At 64.7% G+C, this 21,161-nt stretch carries 22 protein-coding genes; 11 read left to right on the forward strand and 11 right to left on the reverse strand.

Features of this window, described 5'->3' with window-relative positions:
* Window positions 1-14: 14 nt before the first annotated feature.
* Window positions 15-290 carry a hypothetical protein gene (locus XI08_RS31185; RefSeq protein ID WP_027542621.1) on the reverse strand — a complete coding sequence of 92 codons (276 nt, stop codon included), beginning with the start codon at window positions 288-290 and terminating at the stop codon, window positions 15-17.
* A 120-nt stretch (window positions 291-410) separates the two neighbouring features.
* On the opposite strand from XI08_RS31185, the gene XI08_RS31190 reads away from it, so the two are divergent.
* Window positions 411-1,667 (forward strand): FAD-dependent oxidoreductase, encoded by a 1,257-nt coding sequence (locus XI08_RS31190; RefSeq protein WP_271577323.1) that lies wholly within the window; start codon window positions 411-413, stop codon window positions 1,665-1,667.
* 179 nt (window positions 1,668-1,846) lie between these two features.
* Complete coding sequence (locus XI08_RS31195) at window positions 1,847-2,620, forward strand: outer membrane protein (RefSeq protein ID WP_135173603.1); 774 nt, start codon at window positions 1,847-1,849, stop codon at window positions 2,618-2,620.
* 96 nt (window positions 2,621-2,716) lie between these two features.
* Here the strand turns inward: XI08_RS31195 and XI08_RS31200 are convergent, their stop codons facing one another.
* Window positions 2,717-3,487 carry an SDR family NAD(P)-dependent oxidoreductase gene (locus XI08_RS31200; RefSeq protein WP_271577324.1) on the reverse strand — a complete coding sequence of 257 codons (771 nt, stop codon included), beginning with the start codon at window positions 3,485-3,487 and terminating at the stop codon, window positions 2,717-2,719.
* Between the two features lie 20 nt (window positions 3,488-3,507).
* On the reverse strand, window positions 3,508-3,693 hold the full coding sequence (locus XI08_RS31205; RefSeq protein WP_027542625.1) for a hypothetical protein: 186 nt from the start codon (window positions 3,691-3,693) through the stop codon (window positions 3,508-3,510).
* A 140-nt stretch (window positions 3,694-3,833) separates the two neighbouring features.
* Here XI08_RS31205 and XI08_RS31210 point away from each other — a divergent pair, with 140 nt between their 5' ends.
* Complete coding sequence (locus XI08_RS31210; protein WP_271577325.1) at window positions 3,834-4,472, forward strand: hypothetical protein; 639 nt, start codon at window positions 3,834-3,836, stop codon at window positions 4,470-4,472.
* Between the two features lie 72 nt (window positions 4,473-4,544).
* Here XI08_RS31210 and XI08_RS31215 read toward each other — a convergent pair whose 3' ends face one another.
* The gene (locus XI08_RS31215) at window positions 4,545-5,327 is read right to left on the reverse strand and encodes an outer membrane protein (protein ID WP_027542626.1); all 783 of its coding nucleotides are present in this window, start codon (window positions 5,325-5,327) and stop codon (window positions 4,545-4,547) included.
* A gap of 428 nt (window positions 5,328-5,755) precedes the next feature.
* Window positions 5,756-7,798, reverse strand: coding sequence for a DNA topoisomerase IV subunit B (parE, locus tag XI08_RS31220; RefSeq protein WP_027542627.1), 2,043 nt, complete (start codon window positions 7,796-7,798; stop codon window positions 5,756-5,758).
* Window positions 7,799-8,071: 273 nt separating this feature from the next.
* On the opposite strand from parE, the gene XI08_RS31225 reads away from it, so the two are divergent.
* The 3 genes from XI08_RS31225 to argC all read left to right on the forward strand — a co-directional run bounded on the left by XI08_RS31225 (window position 8,072) and on the right by argC (window position 10,476).
* On the forward strand, window positions 8,072-8,602 hold the full coding sequence (locus tag XI08_RS31225; protein ID WP_027542628.1) for a DedA family protein: 531 nt from the start codon (window positions 8,072-8,074) through the stop codon (window positions 8,600-8,602).
* Window positions 8,603-8,827: 225 nt separating this feature from the next.
* The gene (locus tag XI08_RS31230) at window positions 8,828-9,496 is read left to right on the forward strand and encodes an FMN-binding negative transcriptional regulator (RefSeq protein WP_271577326.1); all 669 of its coding nucleotides are present in this window, start codon (window positions 8,828-8,830) and stop codon (window positions 9,494-9,496) included.
* Window positions 9,493-10,476 carry an N-acetyl-gamma-glutamyl-phosphate reductase gene (gene argC / locus XI08_RS31235; protein ID WP_271577327.1) on the forward strand — a complete coding sequence of 328 codons (984 nt, stop codon included), beginning with the start codon at window positions 9,493-9,495 and terminating at the stop codon, window positions 10,474-10,476. Before XI08_RS31230 ends, argC begins: the two co-directional genes overlap by 4 nt.
* Before the next feature lie 84 nt (window positions 10,477-10,560).
* Here the strand turns inward: argC and XI08_RS31240 are convergent, their stop codons facing one another.
* From XI08_RS31240 to XI08_RS31250, 3 genes are all read right to left on the reverse strand, one after another.
* Entirely contained in the window at window positions 10,561-10,884 is a 324-nt protein-coding gene (locus XI08_RS31240) for a hypothetical protein (RefSeq protein WP_271577328.1), read from the reverse strand.
* 109 nt (window positions 10,885-10,993) lie between these two features.
* Window positions 10,994-11,392 (reverse strand): MAPEG family protein, encoded by a 399-nt coding sequence (locus tag XI08_RS31245; RefSeq protein ID WP_092182395.1) that lies wholly within the window; start codon window positions 11,390-11,392, stop codon window positions 10,994-10,996.
* A gap of 62 nt (window positions 11,393-11,454) precedes the next feature.
* Window positions 11,455-13,263, reverse strand: a complete 1,809-nt coding sequence (locus XI08_RS31250) for a PHA/PHB synthase family protein (RefSeq protein WP_271577329.1) — start codon at window positions 13,261-13,263, stop codon at window positions 11,455-11,457.
* Window positions 13,264-13,517: 254 nt separating this feature from the next.
* On the opposite strand from XI08_RS31250, the gene XI08_RS31255 reads away from it, so the two are divergent.
* From XI08_RS31255 to XI08_RS31275, 5 genes are all read left to right on the forward strand, one after another.
* Window positions 13,518-13,793, forward strand: a complete 276-nt coding sequence (locus XI08_RS31255; RefSeq protein ID WP_092182391.1) for a hypothetical protein — start codon at window positions 13,518-13,520, stop codon at window positions 13,791-13,793.
* A 215-nt stretch (window positions 13,794-14,008) separates the two neighbouring features.
* Window positions 14,009-15,229 (forward strand): LL-diaminopimelate aminotransferase, encoded by a 1,221-nt coding sequence (locus tag XI08_RS31260; protein WP_028171284.1) that lies wholly within the window; start codon window positions 14,009-14,011, stop codon window positions 15,227-15,229.
* Window positions 15,230-15,258: 29 nt separating this feature from the next.
* Entirely contained in the window at window positions 15,259-16,575 is a 1,317-nt protein-coding gene (locus XI08_RS31265; protein WP_271577330.1) for a homoserine dehydrogenase, read from the forward strand.
* A gap of 159 nt (window positions 16,576-16,734) precedes the next feature.
* Window positions 16,735-17,736, forward strand: coding sequence for a class II fructose-bisphosphatase (gene glpX, locus XI08_RS31270; protein ID WP_027542637.1), 1,002 nt, complete (start codon window positions 16,735-16,737; stop codon window positions 17,734-17,736).
* 146 nt (window positions 17,737-17,882) lie between these two features.
* Window positions 17,883-18,602 carry a haloacid dehalogenase type II gene (locus XI08_RS31275; RefSeq protein WP_271577331.1) on the forward strand — a complete coding sequence of 240 codons (720 nt, stop codon included), beginning with the start codon at window positions 17,883-17,885 and terminating at the stop codon, window positions 18,600-18,602.
* Window positions 18,603-18,632: 30 nt separating this feature from the next.
* Here the strand turns inward: XI08_RS31275 and XI08_RS31280 are convergent, their stop codons facing one another.
* The 3 genes from XI08_RS31280 to XI08_RS31290 form a co-directional block, all read right to left on the reverse strand.
* Window positions 18,633-19,055, reverse strand: coding sequence for a cupin domain-containing protein (locus XI08_RS31280; protein ID WP_271577332.1), 423 nt, complete (start codon window positions 19,053-19,055; stop codon window positions 18,633-18,635).
* A 41-nt stretch (window positions 19,056-19,096) separates the two neighbouring features.
* Window positions 19,097-19,840, reverse strand: a complete 744-nt coding sequence (locus tag XI08_RS31285; RefSeq protein ID WP_271577333.1) for an SDR family oxidoreductase — start codon at window positions 19,838-19,840, stop codon at window positions 19,097-19,099.
* 265 nt (window positions 19,841-20,105) lie between these two features.
* Complete coding sequence (locus XI08_RS31290; protein ID WP_271577334.1) at window positions 20,106-21,077, reverse strand: MBL fold metallo-hydrolase; 972 nt, start codon at window positions 21,075-21,077, stop codon at window positions 20,106-20,108.
* Window positions 21,078-21,161 lie beyond the last annotated feature (84 nt).

Genomic DNA, 21,161 nt, shown 5'->3' on the forward strand with positions numbered 1-21,161 from the left:
AGCGGGCGGCGCCGCTACGCGCGGCGCTTCCTGATGCGACGCTTGATGGACTCGACGGCTTCGATCAAGGGCGGAGCCAGCGAGAAGAACGCGCCCAACGCGATCGAGATGATGACGTGGCGAAGCAGGAGCTTCTCCTGCTCCTCGAATGGATAGCCGTTCTGGTCGATCGGCACCGGCGCAAGCGCGCCGGTTGGCCGCGGATGCGACTTCCGTGGCGGGATCATGATCACGACGAAAAGCACGTTGATCAGGATCCAGACGCCGAGCAGTATAAGGATCGTCCGCACTGCAATTTCCTGAAAGAAATCGAAATTCGCTGCAACGCTAACGGGCATTCACAGCTGCGGCAAATTAAACCTGCTTGCTGCACCGCACAGAAAACTTAAGTCGTAAACGGGATTTCTGCCGTGGAACCAGATTCATCGCACCCACCGCAGGGTTCCTCCGTGAAAGTCCGGTGTTGCATCGTCGGCGGCGGACCCGCCGGGATGATGCTCGGCTATCTCCTCGGGCGCGCCGGCATCGACGTCGTGGTGCTGGAGAAGCATGCGGACTTCTTTCGCGACTTTCGCGGCGACACAGTGCATCCCTCGACGCTCCAGGTGATGGACGAACTCGGCCTGATCGATGGCTTCCTGAAGCTGCCGCATCAGCGCTTGCAGAAGATGGACGGCCTGTTTGGCGGTACGCCGGTGCGGATCGCCGATCTGAGCCGGCTGCACACGAAGTACCCGTTCATCGCCTTCATGCCGCAATGGGATTTCCTGAACTTCCTGCGCGAGGCCGGCAAGCGCTTCGCCTCGCTCAAGGTGATGATGAACACGGAAGCCGTCGACCTGATCCGCCGCGGCGAGACGATCGCCGGCGTGCGGGCGACGACGCCGGAGGGACCGATCGACATCGAGGCGGATCTCACCATTGCCTGCGACGGCCGGCATTCGACGGTGCGCGAGCGCGCCGGTTTCGAGGTCCAGGAAATCGGCGCACCGATGGACGTGCTGTGGTTCCGCGCCGGCCGCAAGGCGGACGAGACGGAAAATGTGTTCGCGCGCGTCGAGCCCGGCAAGATGATGATCACCTTCGACCGCGGCGACTACTGGCAATGCGCCTATGTCATCGCCAAGGGGCAGCACGATGCGGTGAAGGCGAGGGGATTGCAGGCGCTGCTCGACGACGTCGTGCGGATGGCGCCGATCCTCAGAAGCGGGATTGCCGACGTGAAGAGCTTCGACGACATCAAGCTGCTCACCGTCGCGATCAACCGCCTGGCGCGCTGGACGCGGCCGGGCCTGCTTCTCATCGGCGACGCCGCGCATGCGATGTCGCCGGTCGGCGGCGTCGGCGTCAATCTCGCCGTGCAGGATGCGGTCGCGACCGCCAACCTGCTCGCGGACAAGCTTCAGCACGGCTGCCCGTCCGAGGATGAGCTCGACGCCGTGCGCCGCCGGCGCGAGTTCCCGGTGAAGATGACGCAAGCCATGCAGGTGACCGTGCAGAACAACATCATCAGCGGCGCGCTGCAGGGCGGCGACCGGCCGCTGAAGGTGCCGCTGATCGTGCGCCTGATCACCGCGCTGCCATGGCTCCAGGGCATTCCGGCGCGCCTGCTCGCGCTCGGCGTGCGGCCCGAGCACGTGCAGTCGAAGGCCGCGCCGGCATCGTAGCTCTGCAATTCGGTAGGGATAACGTCGTGTTAAATCGCGCGCGGCGCGTTGCGGGCGTGCAACAGCGCAAACGGATTCACGGACCGCAACCTGCCAATCCGGCATCTTAACTCTGTTGATTCAAATTTGAGTAAGACCTGCGTGTGAGCTTGCGCCCATCAAAGGACACGGGGTGTACCATGCGTAATAAATTGATTGCCGCCTTCGCCTGCACGACCGCTCTGGTTTCGACCGGCGCGGCGTCCGCCGCCGATCTCGGTGCGCGTTACACGAAGGCGCCGGCCTATGCCGAGCCGCTGTTCAACTGGACCGGTTTCTATGTCGGCGGCCACGTCGGTGGCGCATGGACCAACGAGCAGTTCATCAACACCGGGAACGGTGCGCCGTTCGCGGATCTTTCGCCCGGCCAAGGCTTCCGTCAGCGCAACTCGGGCGTCATGGGCGGCGCCCAGATCGGCTACAACTGGCAGGCCAACAACTACGTGTTCGGCATGGAAGGCACGATCTCCGGCCTCGACAACAAGGGCTCGTTCACGAACACCGTGTTTGGTGTCGGCCTCGACGATCAATTCAGCTGGCGCGCCAACGTGCTCGCGACTGTCGTCGGTCGTGCGGGCTTTGCCGTGCAGAACAACCTGTTCTACTTCAAGGGCGGCTATGCCGGCGTGAACAACCGTCTCTCGGTGGTCGACAATGTTGCGAACCCGTCCACGGGCTCCGGCGGTCAGACCCATTGGCACAACGGCTGGACGGTCGGTGCCGGCTGGGAATACGGCGTCACCCGCAACTGGATCGTCGGCCTCGAATACAACTATGCGGCCTTCGGCAGCCAGACCTATCAGCTCGGCGGCACCTCCGGCAACTACACCTTCGATGCCAAGCCGCGCGACATCCAGTGGGCCGTCGTGCGCGCGAGCTACAAGTTCGACGCGCCGGTCATCGCGCGCTACTGAGCAACGAACGACCAAGCAGCAAAAAAGACGATCACCGACAAATTCAAAGCCCCGGCATCGCCGGGGCTTCTTTTTTGCGTGCAGCGAGCGCGCGTCTCAGGCCATGACCGAGAATCCGCCGTCGACGGGGATCGCGGTGCCCGTGACGAAGTTCGAGGCGGGCGAGGCCAGGAACACCGCGATGCCGGCGAAGTCGTCGATGTCGCCCCAGCGCCCCGCAGGCGTGCGCGCCAGCACGCGCTCGTGCAGTCCCGACACCTGCTGCCGCGCGCCGCGGGTGAGGTCGGTGTCGATCCAGCCGGGCAGGATGGCGTTGACCTGGATGTTGTCGGGTGCCCAGGCATTGGCGCAGGCGCGCGTGTACTGCACGATGCCGCCCTTGCTCGCCGCGTAGGCCGTCGCGAAGCTGGCGCCGAAGATCGACATCATCGAGCCGATGTTGATCACCTTGCCGTTGCCGGACGCCTTCAGCGCCGGATAGGCCAGCTTCGAGCACACGAAGGCGCTGGTGAGGTTGGTGTCGATCACCTTGTTCCACTCGTCGAGCTCGAGCTCGTGCGGCGGCTTGCGGATGCTCATGCCGGCATTGTTGATGAGGATGTCGATGCGGCCGAACTCCTTGACGACGCGGTCGATCATGGCTGCGACCGCCGCCTTGTCGGTCACGTCGGTGGTGACGGCGATCGCCTTCACGCCGCGCTGGCCGAGATCGGCGACTGCTGCGGCCGACTTGGTTTCGTTGCGCCCGACCACGGCGATATTGGCGCCGGCATCGGCGAGCCCGTGCGCTAGGCCGAGCCCGATGCCGCCATTGCCTCCTGTGACGATCGCGACCTTGCCGCGCAGATCGAACCGGCTGGATGTCATGCTTTCACTTCCTGGTTTTTCTATTGGTTGCTTTGCCAGATCAGGACCAGCCCGAAGCCGGCCATGGCTGCGCCATAGCCCGCCCATTGCAGCTGGTTGACCATGAAGCTCGATCGCGGCCAGGGAACCGTGCCCGTGCCCTGTCCGATCCAGAGCAGCCCGACGGCGAGGACAAACAGGCCTGCGATCAGCAGAAATCTGCGCATGCGTTCCTCCCCGTTGGTCTGCTTCGTCGCGGCCCACGGGCATGAACGTTTGCCGCGGCCACGAAAACTTCCGGCCAGACTAGCCGTAGCTTCGGTCCGGATACAATGGTCGTGGATGCAAGACTGCCGGGAGAGGACGCATGCTCGCGCGCAAGATGATCCTGGGGACCGCGGCTGCGGCCGCGCTGGTTGCGGCCTATGCCGTCATTCCGCGTCATGCGGATCTGCGGGCGTTCGATCCGGCCGAAATGGCGCGGCTGGAGACTGCGATGTGGCGCGACTATTACGACAAGCGCTATGGCGCGCTGTTCTACCATCTCTACGAATCGACGCGGACGCAGTTCGGCTTTTCTCCGCTTCAAAGCCTGCATGTCGCGTTCAGCGCGGCCGAGGCCGCCAGGACGTTCCAGCCGACGCGGTCGCGCCGGGAGGCCGATGCGGCCCTGCCGGCCCTCGTGGCGTACTTCCGCAACTTTGGGCCGGCCGCGCCTGTGGCATTCGACGTCGAGGAGGCCGCCCGCCTCGAACTTGACTGGTGGCAGGCGCGCCGCGAAGCGGTGGCTCCGCGCGACTATGGCCTCACCATCGCGCGCGTGGCCGCGCTGACCTACGGCAGGGCCGCCGATGATCCCGGCATCAGACGGTTCGGCATCGCCCGGGCGGAAGCCATGGCGTTTCGCGATGCACGGGGTGAGGCGATCACCGATGCCGACTGGACGAGGATCGAGAATCAGCTCGGGGAGGCGTACCGGACGCTCAAGGCAAGTAGCGGCCGCTAGAGCTCGAGAGCCTCGCGCAACGAAAAAGCCCCGGACGATGCCGGGGCTTCGACGTCTGAACTTGCGTTCGGATCAGTACTTCGCGACGACCGGACCGGTCCAGTTGAAGCGGTAGACCAGCGAGGTCGAGATCGTCTGGTTCCAGCTGTTGGCGCGGATGCTGTTGACCAGCGGAACGTTGCCGGCGTCGAGCAGCTCGGTCTGCGTCTTGGCATTGTAGAAGGCCGAGCGATACTCGGTCTTCATGAACCAGCCGGGCGAGGTGATGCCGAAGATATTCAGGCTGTTCTCGACGCCGCCACCGACGAACCAGCCGTTGCGGTTGTAGCTGGCGAGATGAACGCCGACGGGCACGCCTGCGAGGTTCGTAAAGTTGGTCTGGCCGAAGTGAGCGCCGGAGTAACCGCCATTGACGTAGGAGAGAACGTTCGGGGCGACCAGCCAGCCGAGGCGAACGCCTGCGGCCCAGGAGTCTTCCAGCTTCTGGTTGCCGGTGATGCCGAAAATCGGATCCTGGATGGTGGCGCGGATGCTGCCGAACTGACCGTCAGCGAACACACCGGCGACCCAGGTGCTGTTGAACTGCCAGTCGTAGCCGAGACCGACGGTGCCGAACCAGCCCGAGCCACCTTGGCGCTGCGTGATCGTCAACGGCGTGCCGGTTACCGTATCAACGACGCTCTGGTCAGCGTTCGAGAGGCCACCGCCGCCACCACCGAAGATGTAGAAGCCGGTCCAGTTGGCGACGGGCGCCGCCACCGGGGCCTTCACGTAGGGGCGGGCCGCAAGGTCAGCCGCCGAGGCCGAACCGGTCATCGCCGCAACTGCGGTCAGAGCCAGCAAAATCTTCTTCATGATAAAATCCCCAACCTTGGTCTGTAGCAGGCGCGAGCGCACTGGAGTTCGTGTCGTCTGATGACCGGACTATAGCCCGTTCTCGCCGAAATGCTGTTGCCGGGCAGGCACACTCGCCGGAAAACGCCCGTCGGCTGGGCTTGGAGGTGGTGAATGTCGGATTCGCGAAAAGAGATGTTTTTTCAGTGTGTTATGTGAATTCGCAAAGCTTCGGTTCGGGTAAGGTTTCGTTAGTGAACTCAGCTTTGTTCGAAACGGAGGCAGTCCTGCCTCAGCCCTGGCGCCTGTGAGTCGCTGGCCGAGTCGCGGGATGCGTGCGGCGAGTCGCTGCGGCGTGGCGCATCAAGCGCCGGGACAGGGCGGTATCGTCTCCACCAATGAAAAAGCCCCGGACTTGAGCCGGGGCTTTTTGACGGGAGCGCGCGAGGTCAGACGTCCAGCAGATCCTCATTGGCAAACTCGGCCTTGTCCGAGATGAACGCGAAGCGCGCCTCGGCCTTGGTTCCCATCAGGCGCTCCACCGAATCCGCCGTGGTGTCGCGGTCGTCAGCCAGCAGGACCACCTTCAGCATGGTCCGCTTGGCCGGGTCCATGGTGGTCTCCTTGAGCTGCGCCGGCATCATCTCGCCGAGGCCTTTGAAGCGGTTCACCTCGACCTTGGCGTTGGCGTTGAACTCGCTCTTGATCAGCGCCTCCTTGTGCGCGTCGTCGCGGGCGTAGACCGACTTCGAGCCGTTGGTGAGCTTGTAGAGCGGCGGCACCGCGAGGAAGAGATGGCCCTCGTCGATCAGCCGCGGCATCTGCCGGTAGAAGAAGGTGATCAGCAGCGAAGCAATGTGGGCGCCGTCGACGTCGGCGTCGGTCATGATGATGATGCGCTGGTAGCGCAGATCCTCTTCGCGATATTGCGCCAGCGTGCCGCAGCCGATCGCCTGCACGAGGTCGGAGAGCTGGGCGTTCGCCGTCAGCTTGTCCTTGCCGGCCGAGGCGACGTTGAGGATCTTGCCGCGCAGCGGCAGCACGGCCTGGGTCTTGCGATCGCGCGCCTGCTTGGCGCTGCCGCCGGCCGAGTCGCCCTCGACGATGAAGAGCTCTGAGCCTTCGGTGCCGGCGTCGCTGCAGTCGGCGAGCTTGCCGGGCAGGCGGAGTTTCTTGCCCGCGGTCTTGCGCGCCGTCTCCTTCTCCTGGCGGCGGCGCAGGCGCTCCTCGGCGCGGTCGATCACGAAGTCGAGCAGCTTGTTGGCTTGGTTCGGATTGCCCGAGAGCCAGTGGTCGAACGGATCCTTCATCGCCTGCTCGACGATGCGCTGCGCTTCCGCCGTGGCGAGGCGATCCTTGGTCTGGCCCTGGAATTCAGGCTCGCGCACGAACACCGAGAGCATCACGGCCGCACCCACCATCACGTCTTCCGACGTAATGGACGAGGCGCGCTTGCCCTGGCCGACGCGCTCGGCGTGATCCTTCAGGCCGCGCAGCAGCGCGCTGCGCAGGCCCGATTCATGCGTGCCGCCATCGGGCGTCGGCACCGTGTTGGTGTAGGACGAGAGGAAGCCGTCGGCGTCCGCGGTCCAGGCGACCGCCCATTCGCAGGCGCCATGCGCGCCGTTGCGCCCCGACTTGCCGGAGAAGATGTCGGGATGCACCAGCGTGTCGGCGTGGATCGCGGCGGCGAGATAATCCTTCAACCCACCGGGGAAGTGGAACGTCGCTTCCGCCGGCACGTCCTCGACGCCCTTGAGCAGCTCGGGCGCGCAGTTCCAGCGGATCTCGACGCCGCCGAACAGATAGGCCTTGGACCGCGTCATTTTGAACAGGCGCTGCGGCTTGAACGCGGCCTTGGCGCCGAAGATGTCGGTATCGGGCTTGAAGCGCACGCGCGTGCCGCGGCGGTTGTTGATCTTGCCGAGATCCTCGAGCTTGCCCTTGGGGTGCCCGCGCTCGAACGTCATGCGGTAGAGTTTCTGGCTGCGCGCGACCTCGACCTCGAGAAGGGAGGAGAGGGCGTTCACCACGGAGATGCCGACGCCGTGCAGGCCGCCCGAGGTCTCGTAGACCTTGCTGTCGAACTTGCCGCCCGAATGCAGCGTGCACATGATGACTTCGAGCGCCGACTTCTTCGGAAACTTCGGATGCGGATCGATCGGGATGCCGCGACCGTTGTCGGTGACGGTGAGAAAGCCGTCGGCGCTGAGTTCGACGCCGATGAAGGTCGCGTGCCCGGCCAGCGCCTCGTCCATCGAGTTGTCGATGACTTCGGCGAACAGGTGATGCAGCGCCTTCTCGTCGGTTCCGCCGATATACATGCCGGGCCGGCGCCGCACCGGTTCCAGGCCTTCAAGCACCTCGATGTCCGCCGCGGTGTAGTCGGCTTCCGCGCCGCCCGCGCGTGGCGCCGCCTTGGCAGCGCGGGGCTTGGGCTCGTCGCCACCGAAAAAGTCGTCTTTTGCTTTGGGCTTCAACTGTTTGGACATGAATCTTGATGCGCTTTGAGGGCCGCGCTGGCGGCGAATCGGTTCGGGCGACTATGACACGGCTGGCCCGGAAAGGTCACCGCAGGGCCAGCCGGCGCCGGGGTTGGGAGCTAATCCCGGCGAATTTACGCCGCGGGTCGCTCAGTTGCCGGCAATTTGACAGCGAGGTCCACGCTCAGCCGGACTTTGTGACTTGATGTCACACAAGTCCCTGGCTTACCAGTCTTTTTCACTGAGCAGGACCTTGAGACGGGGCGAGAAGGCTATTTTTGCATGGAGCAGTTTGCGCACGCACTGGTCGACTTCGTGCGCGCGCACGAGGCTTGGGCGGCTCCGATCGTCTTCCTGCTGGCGTTCGGGGAGTCGCTCGCCTTCATCTCGCTGCTGATCCCGGCCTGGGGCGCGCTGGTGGCGATCGGCGCCCTCATCGGGGTGAGCGGCATCAGCTTCTATCCGGTGTGGATTGCCGGCGGCATCGGCGCGGCGCTCGGCGACTGGGTCTCCTATTGGTTCGGCTACCGCTACAAGGAGAAGGTCGCGCAGATGTGGCCGCTCTCGCGTTACCCGGAACTCCTGCCCAAGGGCGAGGCCTTCGTGCGCAGCTGGGGCGTGCCCAGCATCTTCATCGGCCGGTTCTTCGGCCCGTTGCGCGCCTCCGTGCCGCTCGCCGCCGGCATTTTCGAGATGCCCTATTGGAGCTTCCAGGTCGCCAATTTCGTCTCGGCGCTGGTCTGGTCGGCGGCGCTGCTGCTGTTCGGCGACGTGATCGCCAAGATCATGGAATGGATCTGGCGCGTGATCTGACGCCTGAACCTTGACGGGAACCAGATCTGGCCTTATAGCCGCGCGCCATGATCAACGCCGCGACCATTCTGTTCGCCCGTCGCCGCCGCCGCTCTTTAGCGGTTTGGGCGGTCGGTCGCGTTTGAGATCATCGTCTTTGCCGCTGGATCCGATCCGCGGCATTCTCTCTCCTGTCAGCGCGATCTGATCCGGCGGCCCCCCGAGGAGGCCCAGCAGGAGACCACGATGTACACGCCACCCTTTTTCAAGCAGGACCGCGCCGCGAGCCTGAAATTCGCAAGCGAGCGCGGCTTCGGCACGATGTGCGCCTTCGACGGCCACAAGCCGGTCGCCTCGCCGCTGCCGTTCTACCTGACCTATGCCGCTGACGGCACGCCGCAGGCCGCCTTTCATGTTGCCCGTCACAATCCGCTGCTAAAGCTTGCGGATGGCGCGACCTCCTGGCTGCTCGCGGTCAACGGCCCCGATGCCTATGTATCGCCCGACTGGTACGTCTCGCCGGATCAGGTGCCGACCTGGCTCTACCAGTCGGTGCATCTGAACGGGCCGGTGAAGCTGTTGTCGGACGACGAGCTGGCGGTGCAGATCGACACGCTCAGCGACAAGTTCGAGAACTGGTTGCTGCCGAAGAAGCCGTGGACATCGGCGAAGATGACGGCAGGCCGGCTGGAAGCGTTGAAGAAGGGAATCGTGGGTCTGGTCATGACGGTTGAAGAGGTCGAAGGCAGCTTCAAGCTCAACCAGCACAAATCGGACGCCGACTATACCGCGATCGCCAACGCGCTCGGTGCGCAACCCGCTGCCGACGCCAGAGAGATTGCACAACTGATGCAGGACGTGAGGCCGGAAGCCTTCGCGGCCGAAACCAACAAGCTCGAAAGGAGCGTGCCATGAGCCTTACTGAGACCAAACAGGCCCCGAAGGCGGGCGCAGCGACCAAGCCCGCCACCGTCTTCGTCGACGGCGGCTCCGGCACCACCGGGCTCGGCATCAACGAGCGGCTGAAGCTCCAGAGCGACGTTGTCGTGAAGACGATCGCCGACGACAAGCGCAAGGATCCCGCGGCGAAGAAGGCGCTGATGGAGGAGGTCGATCTCGTCATCCTCTGCCTGCCCGACGAGGCCGCCAAGGAGACGGTTGCGCTCATCGACAGCATGGGGGCGTCGGGCCCGAAGGTGCTGGACGCTTCCACCGCGTACCGGGTCGCGCCCGATTGGGCCTACGGCTTTCCGGAGCTGACGCCGGACCAGGCCGGCAAGATCAAGGCCGCGAAGAAGGTCTCCAATCCCGGCTGCTATCCGACCGGTGCGATCGCGCTGCTGCGGCCGATGGTCGATGCCGGCCTGTTGCCGCCCGATTATCCCGTCACCATCAACGCGGTGAGTGGTTATTCCGGCGGCGGCAAGTCGATGATCGCGAGCTTTGAAGACGGCAGCGCGCCGTCCTTCGAGCTCTACGGCCTCGGCTTCGAGCACAAGCATCTACCGGAGATGCAGCTCTATTCGAACCTGACGCGGCGGCCGATCTTCATTCCCTCGGTCGCCAACTACCGGCAGGGCATGCTGGTCTCGGTGCCGCTCCAGCTCGACGCGCTGCCAGGCAAGCCCAGCGGTGCGGACCTTCAGGCCGCGCTGGCCAAGCGCTACGCCGGCTCGAAATACGTCTCGGTGATGCCGCTCCAGAACGAGGCGACCAAGGGCGGCAAGCTCGAGCCGGAGGCGCTCAACGAGACCAACATGCTCGAACTCCACGTCTTCGCCAGCGACAAATATCACCAGGCGGTGCTGGTCGCGCGGCTCGACAATCTCGGCAAGGGCGCCTCGGGTGCGGCCGTGCAGAACATGCGGCTGATGCTGGGGCTACCGCAGGAGTAGGGCAGCCTCGCGCCCCGGACGCAGCGCAACGCTTCTTCGGAGTGATGCGCTGCAGAGCCGGGGCCGGGCGCAACGCGCCGTCACTCACTGCAAAACAATGTCGGCTGGAAACGGTCGAACAGGGCGGCCGGCGCAAACATTCTTGCGGGCCGCCACGGCCTCGCGGCGATACGTCTCGAGGTCGCCGAGCAAGCGGTCGGAGATTTCGCAGACGTCCCTATGGTCGTTCGCATAATCGACCACGGCGTTCCAGGCGCGCGAGGCACGGATATAGGCGTCGCAGCGATCCGACATCAAGGCGCGCGTCGTCGGTTTTGAGGCTTCGACAGCCTCGCTGCGCAGGCTTCGCAATTCAGGGCATGGCGCCTGCGCGCCGGCCTCGCGACATAATCCGGCGAGCGCGAGCACCGCGAGGACTGGCAAAAGGATCCGCATCGGGATTCCCCCGCTTCGGTTGTTACCGTGCGAGGATATCTTTGGATTGCAGCAGCGTCCAGCGACCCTCGACGCTGCTGTTTCAAACCACCTTGAAGATCGCCAGCGCCAGCACGGCCTGGGCGAGGAAGCCGACGGTGAAGGCCAGGGTGCGGAACACCGGGATTCCCATGGCGTAGACGATCAGATGTGCGACGCGCGACCAGAAATAGACGGCGCAGGCGAGCACGGTCCATTTCGTGGAATAGTCGATGGCGTTCAGGATCAGCACCAGCGGTGCGAACAGCACGAGGTTCTCGACGGCGTTGTCATGCGCGAACATCAGCCGGTTCGCCCACTCCGACTGCGGCTTGTCGCCGCGCGAGGGATTGGCCAGCGCGCCACTGAGACCTCGAACCTGGCAGCGGTTGATGGTGTAGGGGATCCAGAGGATCCCGGTCAGGATCACCGTCAGTGTCAGCCAGAACAATTCGCGCGTCATGGTGCGGTCCCCTCTCTCGTCGCAGTGCTGAAGGCGAGCTTATACAAGCGCAGGAGATTCCGCTATGCGCGAACCCTGACATAGCTGCCGGGCGCATCCTCGATCGGGGGGAGCGTCTCGCTGCCGACTGCGCGCGCCGGGACTTCCTCGGGATCGAGCTCGCCCAGCCATTGCCGCCAGTCCGGCCACCACGAGCCCTTGTGCTCGACTGCGCCCTTCATCCACTCGGCGACGTTGACGTCCTTGATGTTGTCGTTGGTCCAGTACTGGTACTTGTTCGAGGCGGGCGGGTTGACCACGCCGGCGATGTGGCCCGAGCCGGACAGCACGTATTTCACCGGGCCGCCGAAGAACTGCGAGCCGTACAACACCGACTCGGCCGGCGCGATGTGGTCCTCGCGGGTGGCGAGATTGTAGACGGGCACCTTGACCTTGGACAGATCGAGCAGCGTGTTGTCGAGCACCATCGTGCCGGTCGACAGCCGGTTCTCCAGATAGCAATTGCGCAGGTAATAGGAATGGTTCGACGCGGTCATGCGCGTCGCATCCGAATTCCAGTGCAACAGGTCGAAAGCGCTCGGCTGCTGGCCCTTCAAATAGTTGCTGACGACATAGGACCAGATCAGATCGTTGGAGCGCAGCATGTTGAAGGCCATCGCCATCTTCGAGCCTTCGAGCACGCCGGCGGTCTTCATGTCCTGCTCGAGCGATGCGATCTGCTCCTCGTCGACGAACACGAGGAGATCGCCGGCATGGGTGAAATCGACCTGCGCCGCGAAGAACGTCGCGGACGACACGCGCTGGCGGCGCTTCTCGGCGAGCCAGGCCAGCGTGGTCGCGAGCATCGTGCCGCCGACGCAATAGCCGGCGGTGTGCACCTTCATCTCGCCGGTGACCTTCTCGATCACGTCCATTGCCGTGAGCGGGCCTTCCTTCATGTAGTCATCCCAGCTCTTGTTGCCGAGCCGCTTGTCGGGATTGACCCATGAGATCACGAACACGGTGATGCCCTGGTCGACGCACCACTTGATGTAGGATTTCTCCGGCTTGAGATCGAGGATGTAGAACTTGTTGATCCAGGGCGGCACGATCAGGAGCGGGGTGCGCAGCACGTTCTCCGTGGTCGGAGAATACTGGATGAGCTGCATCATCTCGTTCTGGTAGATCACCTTGCCCGGCGTCGTCGCCATGTTGACGCCGACGACGAGATTGTCCGGGTTGGACTGGCGGATCTTCAGCATGCCCTTGCCGGCGGCGATGTCCTCGGCCAGCATCTTCAGGCCGCGCGCGAGATTTTCGCCGCTGCTCGCCACCGTCTCGCGCAGCACTTCCGGATTGGTCAGCACGAAGTTCGAGGGCGACAGCGCGTTGGCGACCTGCTGGACGTAGAACTCCGCCTTGCGGCGGGTCTGCGGATCGAGCCCCTCGGCGTCGCGCACCAGCTCCTGCGCCCATCTGGTGGTGAGCAGATAGAGCTGCATCACGAAATCGAAGAACTGGTTCGACTTCCATTCCGGGTCGGCAAAGCGCTTGTCGCGCGGCGACGGCGCGATCGCGGGCGGGGCCTCCTGACCGGCCATGCGGCGCGCCGCCGACCCCCAGAGGTCGAGATAGTCCTTGGCGAGCTTGGTCTGGAGATCGGAGGAGCGGGACGTGTCCGACAGCCAGTATTCGGCAACCGATGTGAAGGCCTTGACGGCTTCGGTGAGCTCGGCCGGCGGACGGTCCTGCACCTCGCCGCTCTCGCGCGGCTTGAGGAAGGCGGCCAGCGCCTTGCCGCCGCTCTCCATCGCCCGCGCGACATTCATCGCGAAGGCTTCCGCATCGAACTTCGTCTCGGGTTTGGGCGTGTCGGTCGTGGCCATACTCATGGGCAGAACAGTAACGATTCATTCCGTATTCGTCACCGCGAAGCTCGCATCTTTGACGTTAAACACTCTCGAAGATGTGTTGCACTGCGACAAATTTTCTTGGTTCCGTCACAATCGAGCCGCACCGCTCGGCTTGGTGGTGGCGGGGCGTTTTCTCGCTCGGACCATTTGGGCAGCAATGGTTTGAGCTTGGGCGTGGTCTTGGGTAAGGTTGCCCGGGGCCGTGCTTTGGGACGAGTAGGGGAATTTCCCAAGTGTTGGCGTTGAGGGACCTGCAAAAGTCGCTGCTGATCGGTGGCGCGCTGCTGAGCGTGGCGTTCGCGCTGGGCGGCTGTTCGAGTCAGCTCGCGGATATGACGCCTGCGGATGCGCAGGCGCATGCCCGGGAGCCCGGCAGCTATTTGCCGGTGCATGATCTGCCGCCGGAGCGCGATCAGGCGGTCATTCCGCCGGACCAGCGCGCCAAGATCGAGGCCGAGCTTGCCGCCGCGCGCGACCGCCAGGCGGTCGCCGCCAAGGACGCCAAATGAGGCGGTGCAAGGTAATCGCTGGCGCGACCGCCTTGGCGTGCTAAAAAGACCTCTGTTCAGCCGAGAGTCAGGGCGAACGACTTCAGCCTTCGTCGTCGAAAATTGCTCTAAGCATTTGATTTGGAGTAATTTTTGCGAAAGTGGTGGCTCGTCTTCGAACGCCCGTCCTAGCCTGTCGATTCTGTCCTGACCGGGTGCCCGGAGCCCAGAGAGCCATGGAAGAGTTTTACCGCATCCGCCGCCTTCCGCCTTACGTGTTCGAGCAGGTCAACCGGGCCAAGGCGGCCGCGCGGAATGCCGGTGCCGACATCATCGACCTCGGCATGGGCAATCCGGACCTGCCGGCACCGCCGCACGTGCTGGAGAAGCTCAAGGAGACGCTCGGCAAGCCGCGCACCGACCGCTACTCGGCCTCCCGTGGCATCCCGGGCCTGCGCCGGGCCCAGGCCGGCTACTACGCCCGCCGCTTCGGCGTGAAGCTCAACCCCGACACCCAGGTGGTGGCGACGCTGGGCTCGAAGGAGGGCTTTGCCAACGTGGCGCAGGCGATCACCGCGCCGGGCGACGTCATCCTCTGCCCCAACCCGAGCTACCCGATTCACGCCTTCGGCTTTTTGATGGCGGGCGGCGTGATCCGCTCGGTGCCCTCCGAGCCGACGCCGCAGTTCTTCGAGGCGGTGGAACGGGCGATCGTGCATTCGATCCCGAAGCCGCTGGCGCTCGTGGTCTGCTATCCCTCGAACCCGACCGCCTATGTCGCGAGCCTCGACTTCTACAAGGACCTCGTCGCCTTCGCGAAGAAGCACGAGATCCTGATCCTGTCCGATCTCGCCTATGCCGAGGTCTATTTCGACGAGAACAACCCGCCGCCCTCGGTGCTCCAGGTGCCCGGCGCGATGGACGTCACCGTCGAGTTCACCTCGATGTCGAAGACCTATTCGATGGCCGGCTGGCGCATGGGCTTTGCGGTCGGCAATGAGCGCGTGATCGCCGCGCTCGCCCGCGTAAAATCCTATCTCGACTACGGCGCCTTCACGCCGGTGCAGGTCGCCGCGACCGCCGCGCTGAATGGCCCCGACGATTGCATCAAGGAGATGCGCGATACCTACCGCAAGCGCCGCGATGCGCTGGTGGAATCGTTCGGCCGCGCCGGCTGGGAGATTCCGCCGCCGGAAGCCTCGATGTTCGCCTGGGTGCCGCTGCCGGAAGCGTTCCGCAGCGTCGGCAGCATGCAGTTCGCGACCCTGATGGTGGAGAAATCCGGCGTCGCGGTGTCGCCCGGCGTCGGCTTCGGCGAGCATGGTGAAGGATATGTCCGCATCGCCATGGTGGAAAACGAGCAACGGATCAGGCAAGCCGCGCGCGGCGTGCGCCGCTTCCTTGAAAGCGGCATCGAAACGTTGCACAACGTCGTTCCGCTCGCCAACCGGCGCTAATTCTCTTCGACAGGTTTTCGATAAGCATCATGGTCGCACCCCTGAAAGTGGGCATAGCGGGGCTCGGCACCGTGGGTGCCGAAGTTGTCCGTTTGATTGAAACGCAGGGACGCGTGCTCGCGGGCCGCAGCGGCCGCGGCATTCGCGTCGTCGCCGTCACCGCGCGCTCGAAGGCCAAGAAGCGCGCTGTCGACCTGCGCGGCGTCGAATGGATCAAGGATCCGATGGCGCTGGCCACGCATCCGGAGGTCGACTGCTTCGTCGAGCTGATGGGCGGCGCCGGCGATCCCGCGCTCTCCGCGGTCGAGGCCGCGCTCAATGCCGGCAAGTCCGTCGTCACCGCCAACAAGGCGCTGCTGGCCAAGCACGGCCTGAAGCTCGCCAAGGCCGCCGAAAAGCACGGCGGCGCGCTGAATTTCGAGGCAGCCGTCGGCGCCGCGATTCCCGTCATCAAAACGTTACGCGAGGGCCTGGCGGGAACCGGCATCAACCGCGTCTACGGCATCCTCAACGGCACCTGCAATTACATCCTGACGCGGATGGAGCAGGAGGGCCTCTCCTTTGCCGAGTGCCTGAAGGACGCGCAGCGGCTCGGCTATGCCGAGGCCAATCCGTCCTTCGACGTCGACGGCCACGACACCGCGCAAAAACTCGCCATTCTCGCCAGCCTCGCTTTCGGCACGAAAGTTGCTCAAAGCGCGGTGTATGTCGAAGGTATCTCCTCCATCGCGCCGGAAGATCTTCGCGCGGCTGCCGATCTCGGCTACCGCGTCAAGCTGCTCGGCGTTGCGGTCCGCACCGCCAAGGGCATCGAGCAGCGCGTGCACCCGACCATGGTTCCAAAATCGTCCTCGATCGCGCAGGTGATGGGTGTCACCAATGCGGTCACGATCGATGGCGAGGGCATTCCGCCGATCACGCTGGTCGGCCCCGGTGCAGGCGGTGCTGCGACCGCATCCGCGGTCGTCGCCGACATCGCCGACGTCGCGCGCGGCATCCGCGCCAATCCGTTCGGCCGACCGATCTCGCATTTGCGCGACACCAAGAAGGCGCCGATGGAGCGCCACGAGGGCGGCTACTACATCCGCCTGCTGGCGCGCGATTTCCCCGGCACTGCGGCCGCGATCGCGACCCGGCTGGCAGAACAGAAGATTTCGATCGAGTCGATCGTGCAGCGCCATCCCAATGGCGGCGCTGCGCCGGCGAACGGCAAGGCGGTCCCCGTGCCTGTCATCCTGATCACCTATGCGACGCACGAGGACGCCGTGCGCCGCGCGCTCGCCGCCGTGCAGCGCGACAAGGTGATCAGCGGACGGCCGCAGGTGATCCGGATCGAGAAGAACTGAGCATGCTCCGGACCCGGAGGGCCGCGCCAGCGCAAAAGTGTGAAGCGGTTTTCCGGAAAGAGCAGGCTCAAGCAATGACACGGTTCGAACGAACTGTGGGTGTTACGAGTTGATGCGGGCGGAGATTTCCGTCCAGAACCGTTTCGAAGGAGTTAGCCGATGTCGACCCATATTTCAGTCCCGCCGCACGCGTTGCTCGAGCGCATCCTCACGCTGGAGATCGTGCGGGTGACCGAGCGGGCGGCGGTGTCTTCGGCGCGGCTGCGCGGCCACGGCAACGAGAAGGCGGCCGACCAGGCCGCCGTGGACGCGATGCGGCGCGAGCTCAACAAGCTGCCGATCGAGGGCACCATCGTGATCGGCGAGGGCGAGCGCGACGAGGCGCCGATGCTGTTCATCGGCGAGAAGGTTGGCATGAATGCCGGCCCGCAGGTCGACATCGCGGTCGACCCGCTCGAAGGCACCACGCTGTGCGCCAAGAACATGCCGGGCTCGATTGCCACCATGGCGATGGCCGACGGCGGCACGCTGCTGCACGCTCCCGACGTCTACATGCAGAAGCTTGCGATCGGACCGGGCTACGACAAGGGCATCGTCGATCTCGATGCGAGCCCGGCTGACAACGTCCGCCGCCTCGCCAAGGCCAAGGGTGTCCAACCGGACGGCATCACCGTTCTCGTGCTCGACCGTCCGCGCCATGCCAGCATCATCGAGAGCGTGCGCTCGACGGGTGCTGCCGTGCGCCTCATCACCGACGGCGACGTCGCCGGCGTGATCCATTGCGCCGACCCCGACAACACCGGCGTCGACATGTATCTCGGCACCGGCGGTGCGCCGGAAGGCGTGCTTGCGGCCGTGGCGCTGCGCTGCATCGGCGGCCAGATGCAGTGCCGCCTCATCCTCGATTCCGACGAGAAGCGCGAGCGCGCCGCCAAGATGGGCGTCAACGATCCCAAGATGATCTACGGCATCGAGGACATGGCGCGCGGCGACTGCCTGTTCGCCGCCACCGGCGTCACCACGGGCTCGCTGCTCTCGGGCGTCAAGTTCCGCAAGGACGGCGTGATCGAGACCGAGACGGTGGTGATGCGCTCCGTCACCGGCACCGTCCGCTATATCAAGGCCGAGCACCGCGAGCTGGCGAAGTTCCACCTGGACTGACGTTGGCCGTCATTCCGGGGCGAACGGGACCGCGCGAAGCGCGGCCCGGAGAACCCGGAATCTCGCGCCGACAACCTCTGGATTCCGGGTTCGCGCTTCGCGCGTCCCGGAATGACAACGACAAAAAGCAAAAAGAGGAAGCGCACATGTCCGATCTCACCGCCGTCAAAGCCCTGGTCTTCGACGTGTTCGGCACCGTGGTCGACTGGCGCACCAGCCTGATCACCGACTTCATGTGGTGGAGCAAGCAGCGCGGCATCAGCGCCGACTGGACCGCGCTGGTCGACGGCTGGCGCGGCATGTACATGGCCTCGATGGACGACGTGCGCAAACATCCCGAGCGCGGCTATGTCATGCTCGACGATCTGCACCGCCGCTCGCTGGAGAAGCTGGTCGCGCAATTCTCGATCAAGGGCCTCACCGAGGCCGATCTCGATTACCTCACCAAGGGCTGGCATCGCCTGCATCCCTGGCCCGACAGCGTCGCGGGGCTCACGCGGCTGAAGTCGAAATTCGTCATCTCGCCGCTGTCGAACGGCAACGTCGCGCTGCTCACCAACATGGCGAAGTTCGCTGGCCTGCCGTGGGACCTCGTCATGTCCGCGGAGCTGTTCGAGCACTACAAGCCCGATCCCGAGACCTATCTCGGCGCTGCGCGCCTGCTCGGCCTCAAGCCGGGTGAGGTGATGATGATCGCCGCCCACAACGGCGACCTCGCCGCCGCGCAGAAGAACGGGCTCAAGACCGCGTTCGTGGCGCGGCCGACGGAGTATGGGCCGTTGCAGAAGGTGGACTTCGAAGCCACCGGCAATTGGGACATCGTCGCCAGGGATTTTGGCGGCATCGCCGACAAGCTCGGCTGCTGATATCTTGCGCTGAGGCGCCTGGCCCGCGCGCTACTTCGCGATCGGCGTTGTCAGCTCGGTGTCGGTTGTGTCCACCACGAAGACGGCCAGCAGCTTCGCCGGCTCGGTATCGCTGGCGTTGGTGCTGACGGCATGGCGATCGCCGGGCTTCTCGAAGAAGTTCTCTCCCTTGTGAAAGACCTTGGCGGGCTCGTCATTGACCTGGCTTCGTATCGCTCCCTCGAGCACCGTGGCATAGATGAACGCGGAGCGCGCGTGGGTGTGAGCCGGGGAAGAGCCGCCGGGACCGTACTCGACCAGCACGCCCTTCATGCTCTTGCCGGGGGCGTTCGGCAGGACCTGGTCGAACACGACGGTCACTTTGGCCCACTTCGCGGCCGGCGGCGTCTCGGCTGCATCGGCCGCGAGGACGAATGCGGCGTAAGCCGCCGTTGCGATCAGCAATCTGCGCATGGGATTTCCTTCATTGCCGTGGTTGCGGCGACCTTGGGACGTCAGGCCGTCGCGAGCCATGTTGCGAGCGGCGTTTTCCCGAGCCGCGCCTCGCCCAGCGGGACCAGCGAGGTATCCGCGATGGGAGAACCGTAATACGGAGCCTTGGCGTCTCCCACCACCGGGCGGCTATCGCCGGACGCTTTCAGGCGGCGCGCAACGAACTCGTTGAAGGGAGCTTTTTCCGGTCCCGCGATATCGATCGTGCCGTTGAGCGGACGTCCCGTCGCGACCTCCGCGAGGGAAGCGACCACGTCGTCGGATGCGATCGGCTGAAACAACGCCGATGGCACGACGACCCGGCCCTCGGTCGCGCCCGTCTCCGCAATGGCGCCGAGGAATTCAAAGAACTGCGTGGCGCGAACGATCGAGTAGGGGACCGGAGACGCCTTGACGATGGTCTCCTGCGCGAGCTTGGCTCGAAAATAGGCGATGTCGGGCGAGCGATCGGTTCCCACGATCGATAGCGCGACATGATGCTTGACGGAAGCTGCAGCCTCGGTCGCGGCGAGGTTTTGGCTCGAACGCTGGAAGAATTCGAGCACGGCGGCGGGCTCCCAGGACGGCGCGTTGGCGACATCGACCACGACATCCGCGCCCGCCAGCGCGTCAGCGAGGCCTTCCCCGGTCACGGCGTTCACGCCTGTTTTCGGGGAGGCCGCGACGACCACGTGGCCTTGCTGCTTGAGCCTCGCAACGAGCTTGGATCCGATCAGTCCGCTGCCGCCGATCACGACGATCTTCATGGCATGTCTCCTGAGCATTTTGCGAGCGTGAGCGGCGCAAGACCAAAGGGGCGTCACGCGCTCACGTCGATGAAGGTGATGCCAAGGGACTCTTACCCGAGCAGTGCGGCGAACTCTTGCCTGGAACGGGCCTGCCTTGCCGGAAAATGCTCCAGAAGGGTCGTTGCGCCGCGACGGGAACCGGTCAGGGATCATTCCCCTCTGTCGGGCAGATCAAGCGAACGGCCCGGGCCGCACATGCGCGACCCGGGCTTGATGTCGCTGACTACAACGTCATCTGCATCGGTTCGGGATAGTAGTGGAAGCCGTCGCCGGCCTTGGCGACGTGGCCGTAGCCGGGCCAGGCGAAGTGATAGGACATCACGGGCGTCTTGTTGGCCGCCAGCATGGTGAGCAGCTTGACGCGCGACTCGGCTGCCTGCTTCGGGTCGGTGTCGTAGGAGAATTCCATCCGCGGCCGCTCCAGCAGCAGCACGGAATGGTGCGAGAGGTCGCCGAGGAAGGCAAAGGACTTGCCGGCCGAGCTGACCAGGAAGATGGTGTGGCCGACGGTGTGACCGGGCGCCGCGATCGCCTGCACGCCCGGCAAAAATTCCTGGCCGTCCTCGAAGAACACGATGCGGTCGCGGACCGGCAGCAGATTCTTGCGGGCGTGAACCACGAAGTCCTTGGCCGCGCTGCCGAGCTTGCCTTCGTCGGTCCAGAAGTCGAAATCGGTCTGGGAGATGTAGATCTGCGCGTTCGGAAACAGCGGCTTGCCGCCATCGTCCACGATGCCCCCGATGTGGTCGATATGGGCATGCGAGCAGACCACGGCATCGATATCCGCCGGCTTGATGCCGGCCTCGGTCATGCTCTTCTGCTGCCGGCCGGTGGTGGCGCCGAACATCTTGGAGCTGCCCATACCGGTGTCGAACAGGATAAGCTTGTCGCCGGTGTTGACGATCGGCGAGTTCTGCTCGAGCACGACGTTGTCCGGCGACAGGAAATTGTCCGCCAGCATCTTCTTCACCTCTTCCTTGGGAACGCCGGTGAAGGTCCCGGAGGGATCGCCGAGCGGCAGCGGTCCGTCGGAGACGACGGTCACTTCGGCGTCGCCGAGAACGAAGCGGTGCCAATAGGGCGTCTGGGTGCCGAGTTTGGGAGCGCGGGCAAGCGCGCTGCCGCCGAGCATTGCGCTGGCGCCAAGGCCAGCCCCCAATGCGAACAGGGATCGACGTGAGACATCGATAGTCATGCGTTTCCTCCGCCTTTGTCTTTTGTTTTGCGCGGCTTTTCGCGCGCCATCGCAATGCAATCAACGATTGTGTCGCGATTGTGT

This window comes from Bradyrhizobium sp. CCBAU 11361, assembly GCF_028128935.1.
Taxonomy (GTDB): Bacteria; Pseudomonadota; Alphaproteobacteria; order Rhizobiales; family Xanthobacteraceae; genus Bradyrhizobium; species Bradyrhizobium niftali.

What these genes read in the sequence shown, in the direction of transcription:
- XI08_RS31195 (WP_135173603.1), top strand. Translation starts at nt 1,847, where the DNA reads ATGCGTAATAAATTGATTGCCGCCTTCGCCTGCACGACCGCTCTGGTT.
- XI08_RS31200 (WP_271577324.1), bottom strand. Translation starts at nt 3,487, where the DNA reads ATGACATCCAGCCGGTTCGATCTGCGCGGCAAGGTCGCGATCGTCACA.
- XI08_RS31205 (WP_027542625.1), bottom strand. Translation starts at nt 3,693, where the DNA reads ATGCGCAGATTTCTGCTGATCGCAGGCCTGTTTGTCCTCGCCGTCGGG.
- XI08_RS31210 (WP_271577325.1), top strand. Translation starts at nt 3,834, where the DNA reads ATGCTCGCGCGCAAGATGATCCTGGGGACCGCGGCTGCGGCCGCGCTG.
- XI08_RS31215 (WP_027542626.1), bottom strand. Translation starts at nt 5,327, where the DNA reads ATGAAGAAGATTTTGCTGGCTCTGACCGCAGTTGCGGCGATGACCGGT.
- parE (WP_027542627.1), bottom strand. Translation starts at nt 7,798, where the DNA reads ATGTCCAAACAGTTGAAGCCCAAAGCAAAAGACGACTTTTTCGGTGGC.
- XI08_RS31225 (WP_027542628.1), top strand. Translation starts at nt 8,072, where the DNA reads ATGGAGCAGTTTGCGCACGCACTGGTCGACTTCGTGCGCGCGCACGAG.
- XI08_RS31230 (WP_271577326.1), top strand. Translation starts at nt 8,828, where the DNA reads ATGTACACGCCACCCTTTTTCAAGCAGGACCGCGCCGCGAGCCTGAAA.
- argC (WP_271577327.1), top strand. Translation starts at nt 9,493, where the DNA reads ATGAGCCTTACTGAGACCAAACAGGCCCCGAAGGCGGGCGCAGCGACC.
- XI08_RS31245 (WP_092182395.1), bottom strand. Translation starts at nt 11,392, where the DNA reads ATGACGCGCGAATTGTTCTGGCTGACACTGACGGTGATCCTGACCGGG.
- XI08_RS31250 (WP_271577329.1), bottom strand. Translation starts at nt 13,263, where the DNA reads ATGAGTATGGCCACGACCGACACGCCCAAACCCGAGACGAAGTTCGAT.
- XI08_RS31260 (WP_028171284.1), top strand. Translation starts at nt 14,009, where the DNA reads ATGGAAGAGTTTTACCGCATCCGCCGCCTTCCGCCTTACGTGTTCGAG.
- XI08_RS31265 (WP_271577330.1), top strand. Translation starts at nt 15,259, where the DNA reads ATGGTCGCACCCCTGAAAGTGGGCATAGCGGGGCTCGGCACCGTGGGT.
- glpX (WP_027542637.1), top strand. Translation starts at nt 16,735, where the DNA reads ATGTCGACCCATATTTCAGTCCCGCCGCACGCGTTGCTCGAGCGCATC.
- XI08_RS31275 (WP_271577331.1), top strand. Translation starts at nt 17,883, where the DNA reads ATGTCCGATCTCACCGCCGTCAAAGCCCTGGTCTTCGACGTGTTCGGC.
- XI08_RS31280 (WP_271577332.1), bottom strand. Translation starts at nt 19,055, where the DNA reads ATGCGCAGATTGCTGATCGCAACGGCGGCTTACGCCGCATTCGTCCTC.
- XI08_RS31285 (WP_271577333.1), bottom strand. Translation starts at nt 19,840, where the DNA reads ATGAAGATCGTCGTGATCGGCGGCAGCGGACTGATCGGATCCAAGCTC.
- XI08_RS31290 (WP_271577334.1), bottom strand. Translation starts at nt 21,077, where the DNA reads ATGACTATCGATGTCTCACGTCGATCCCTGTTCGCATTGGGGGCTGGC.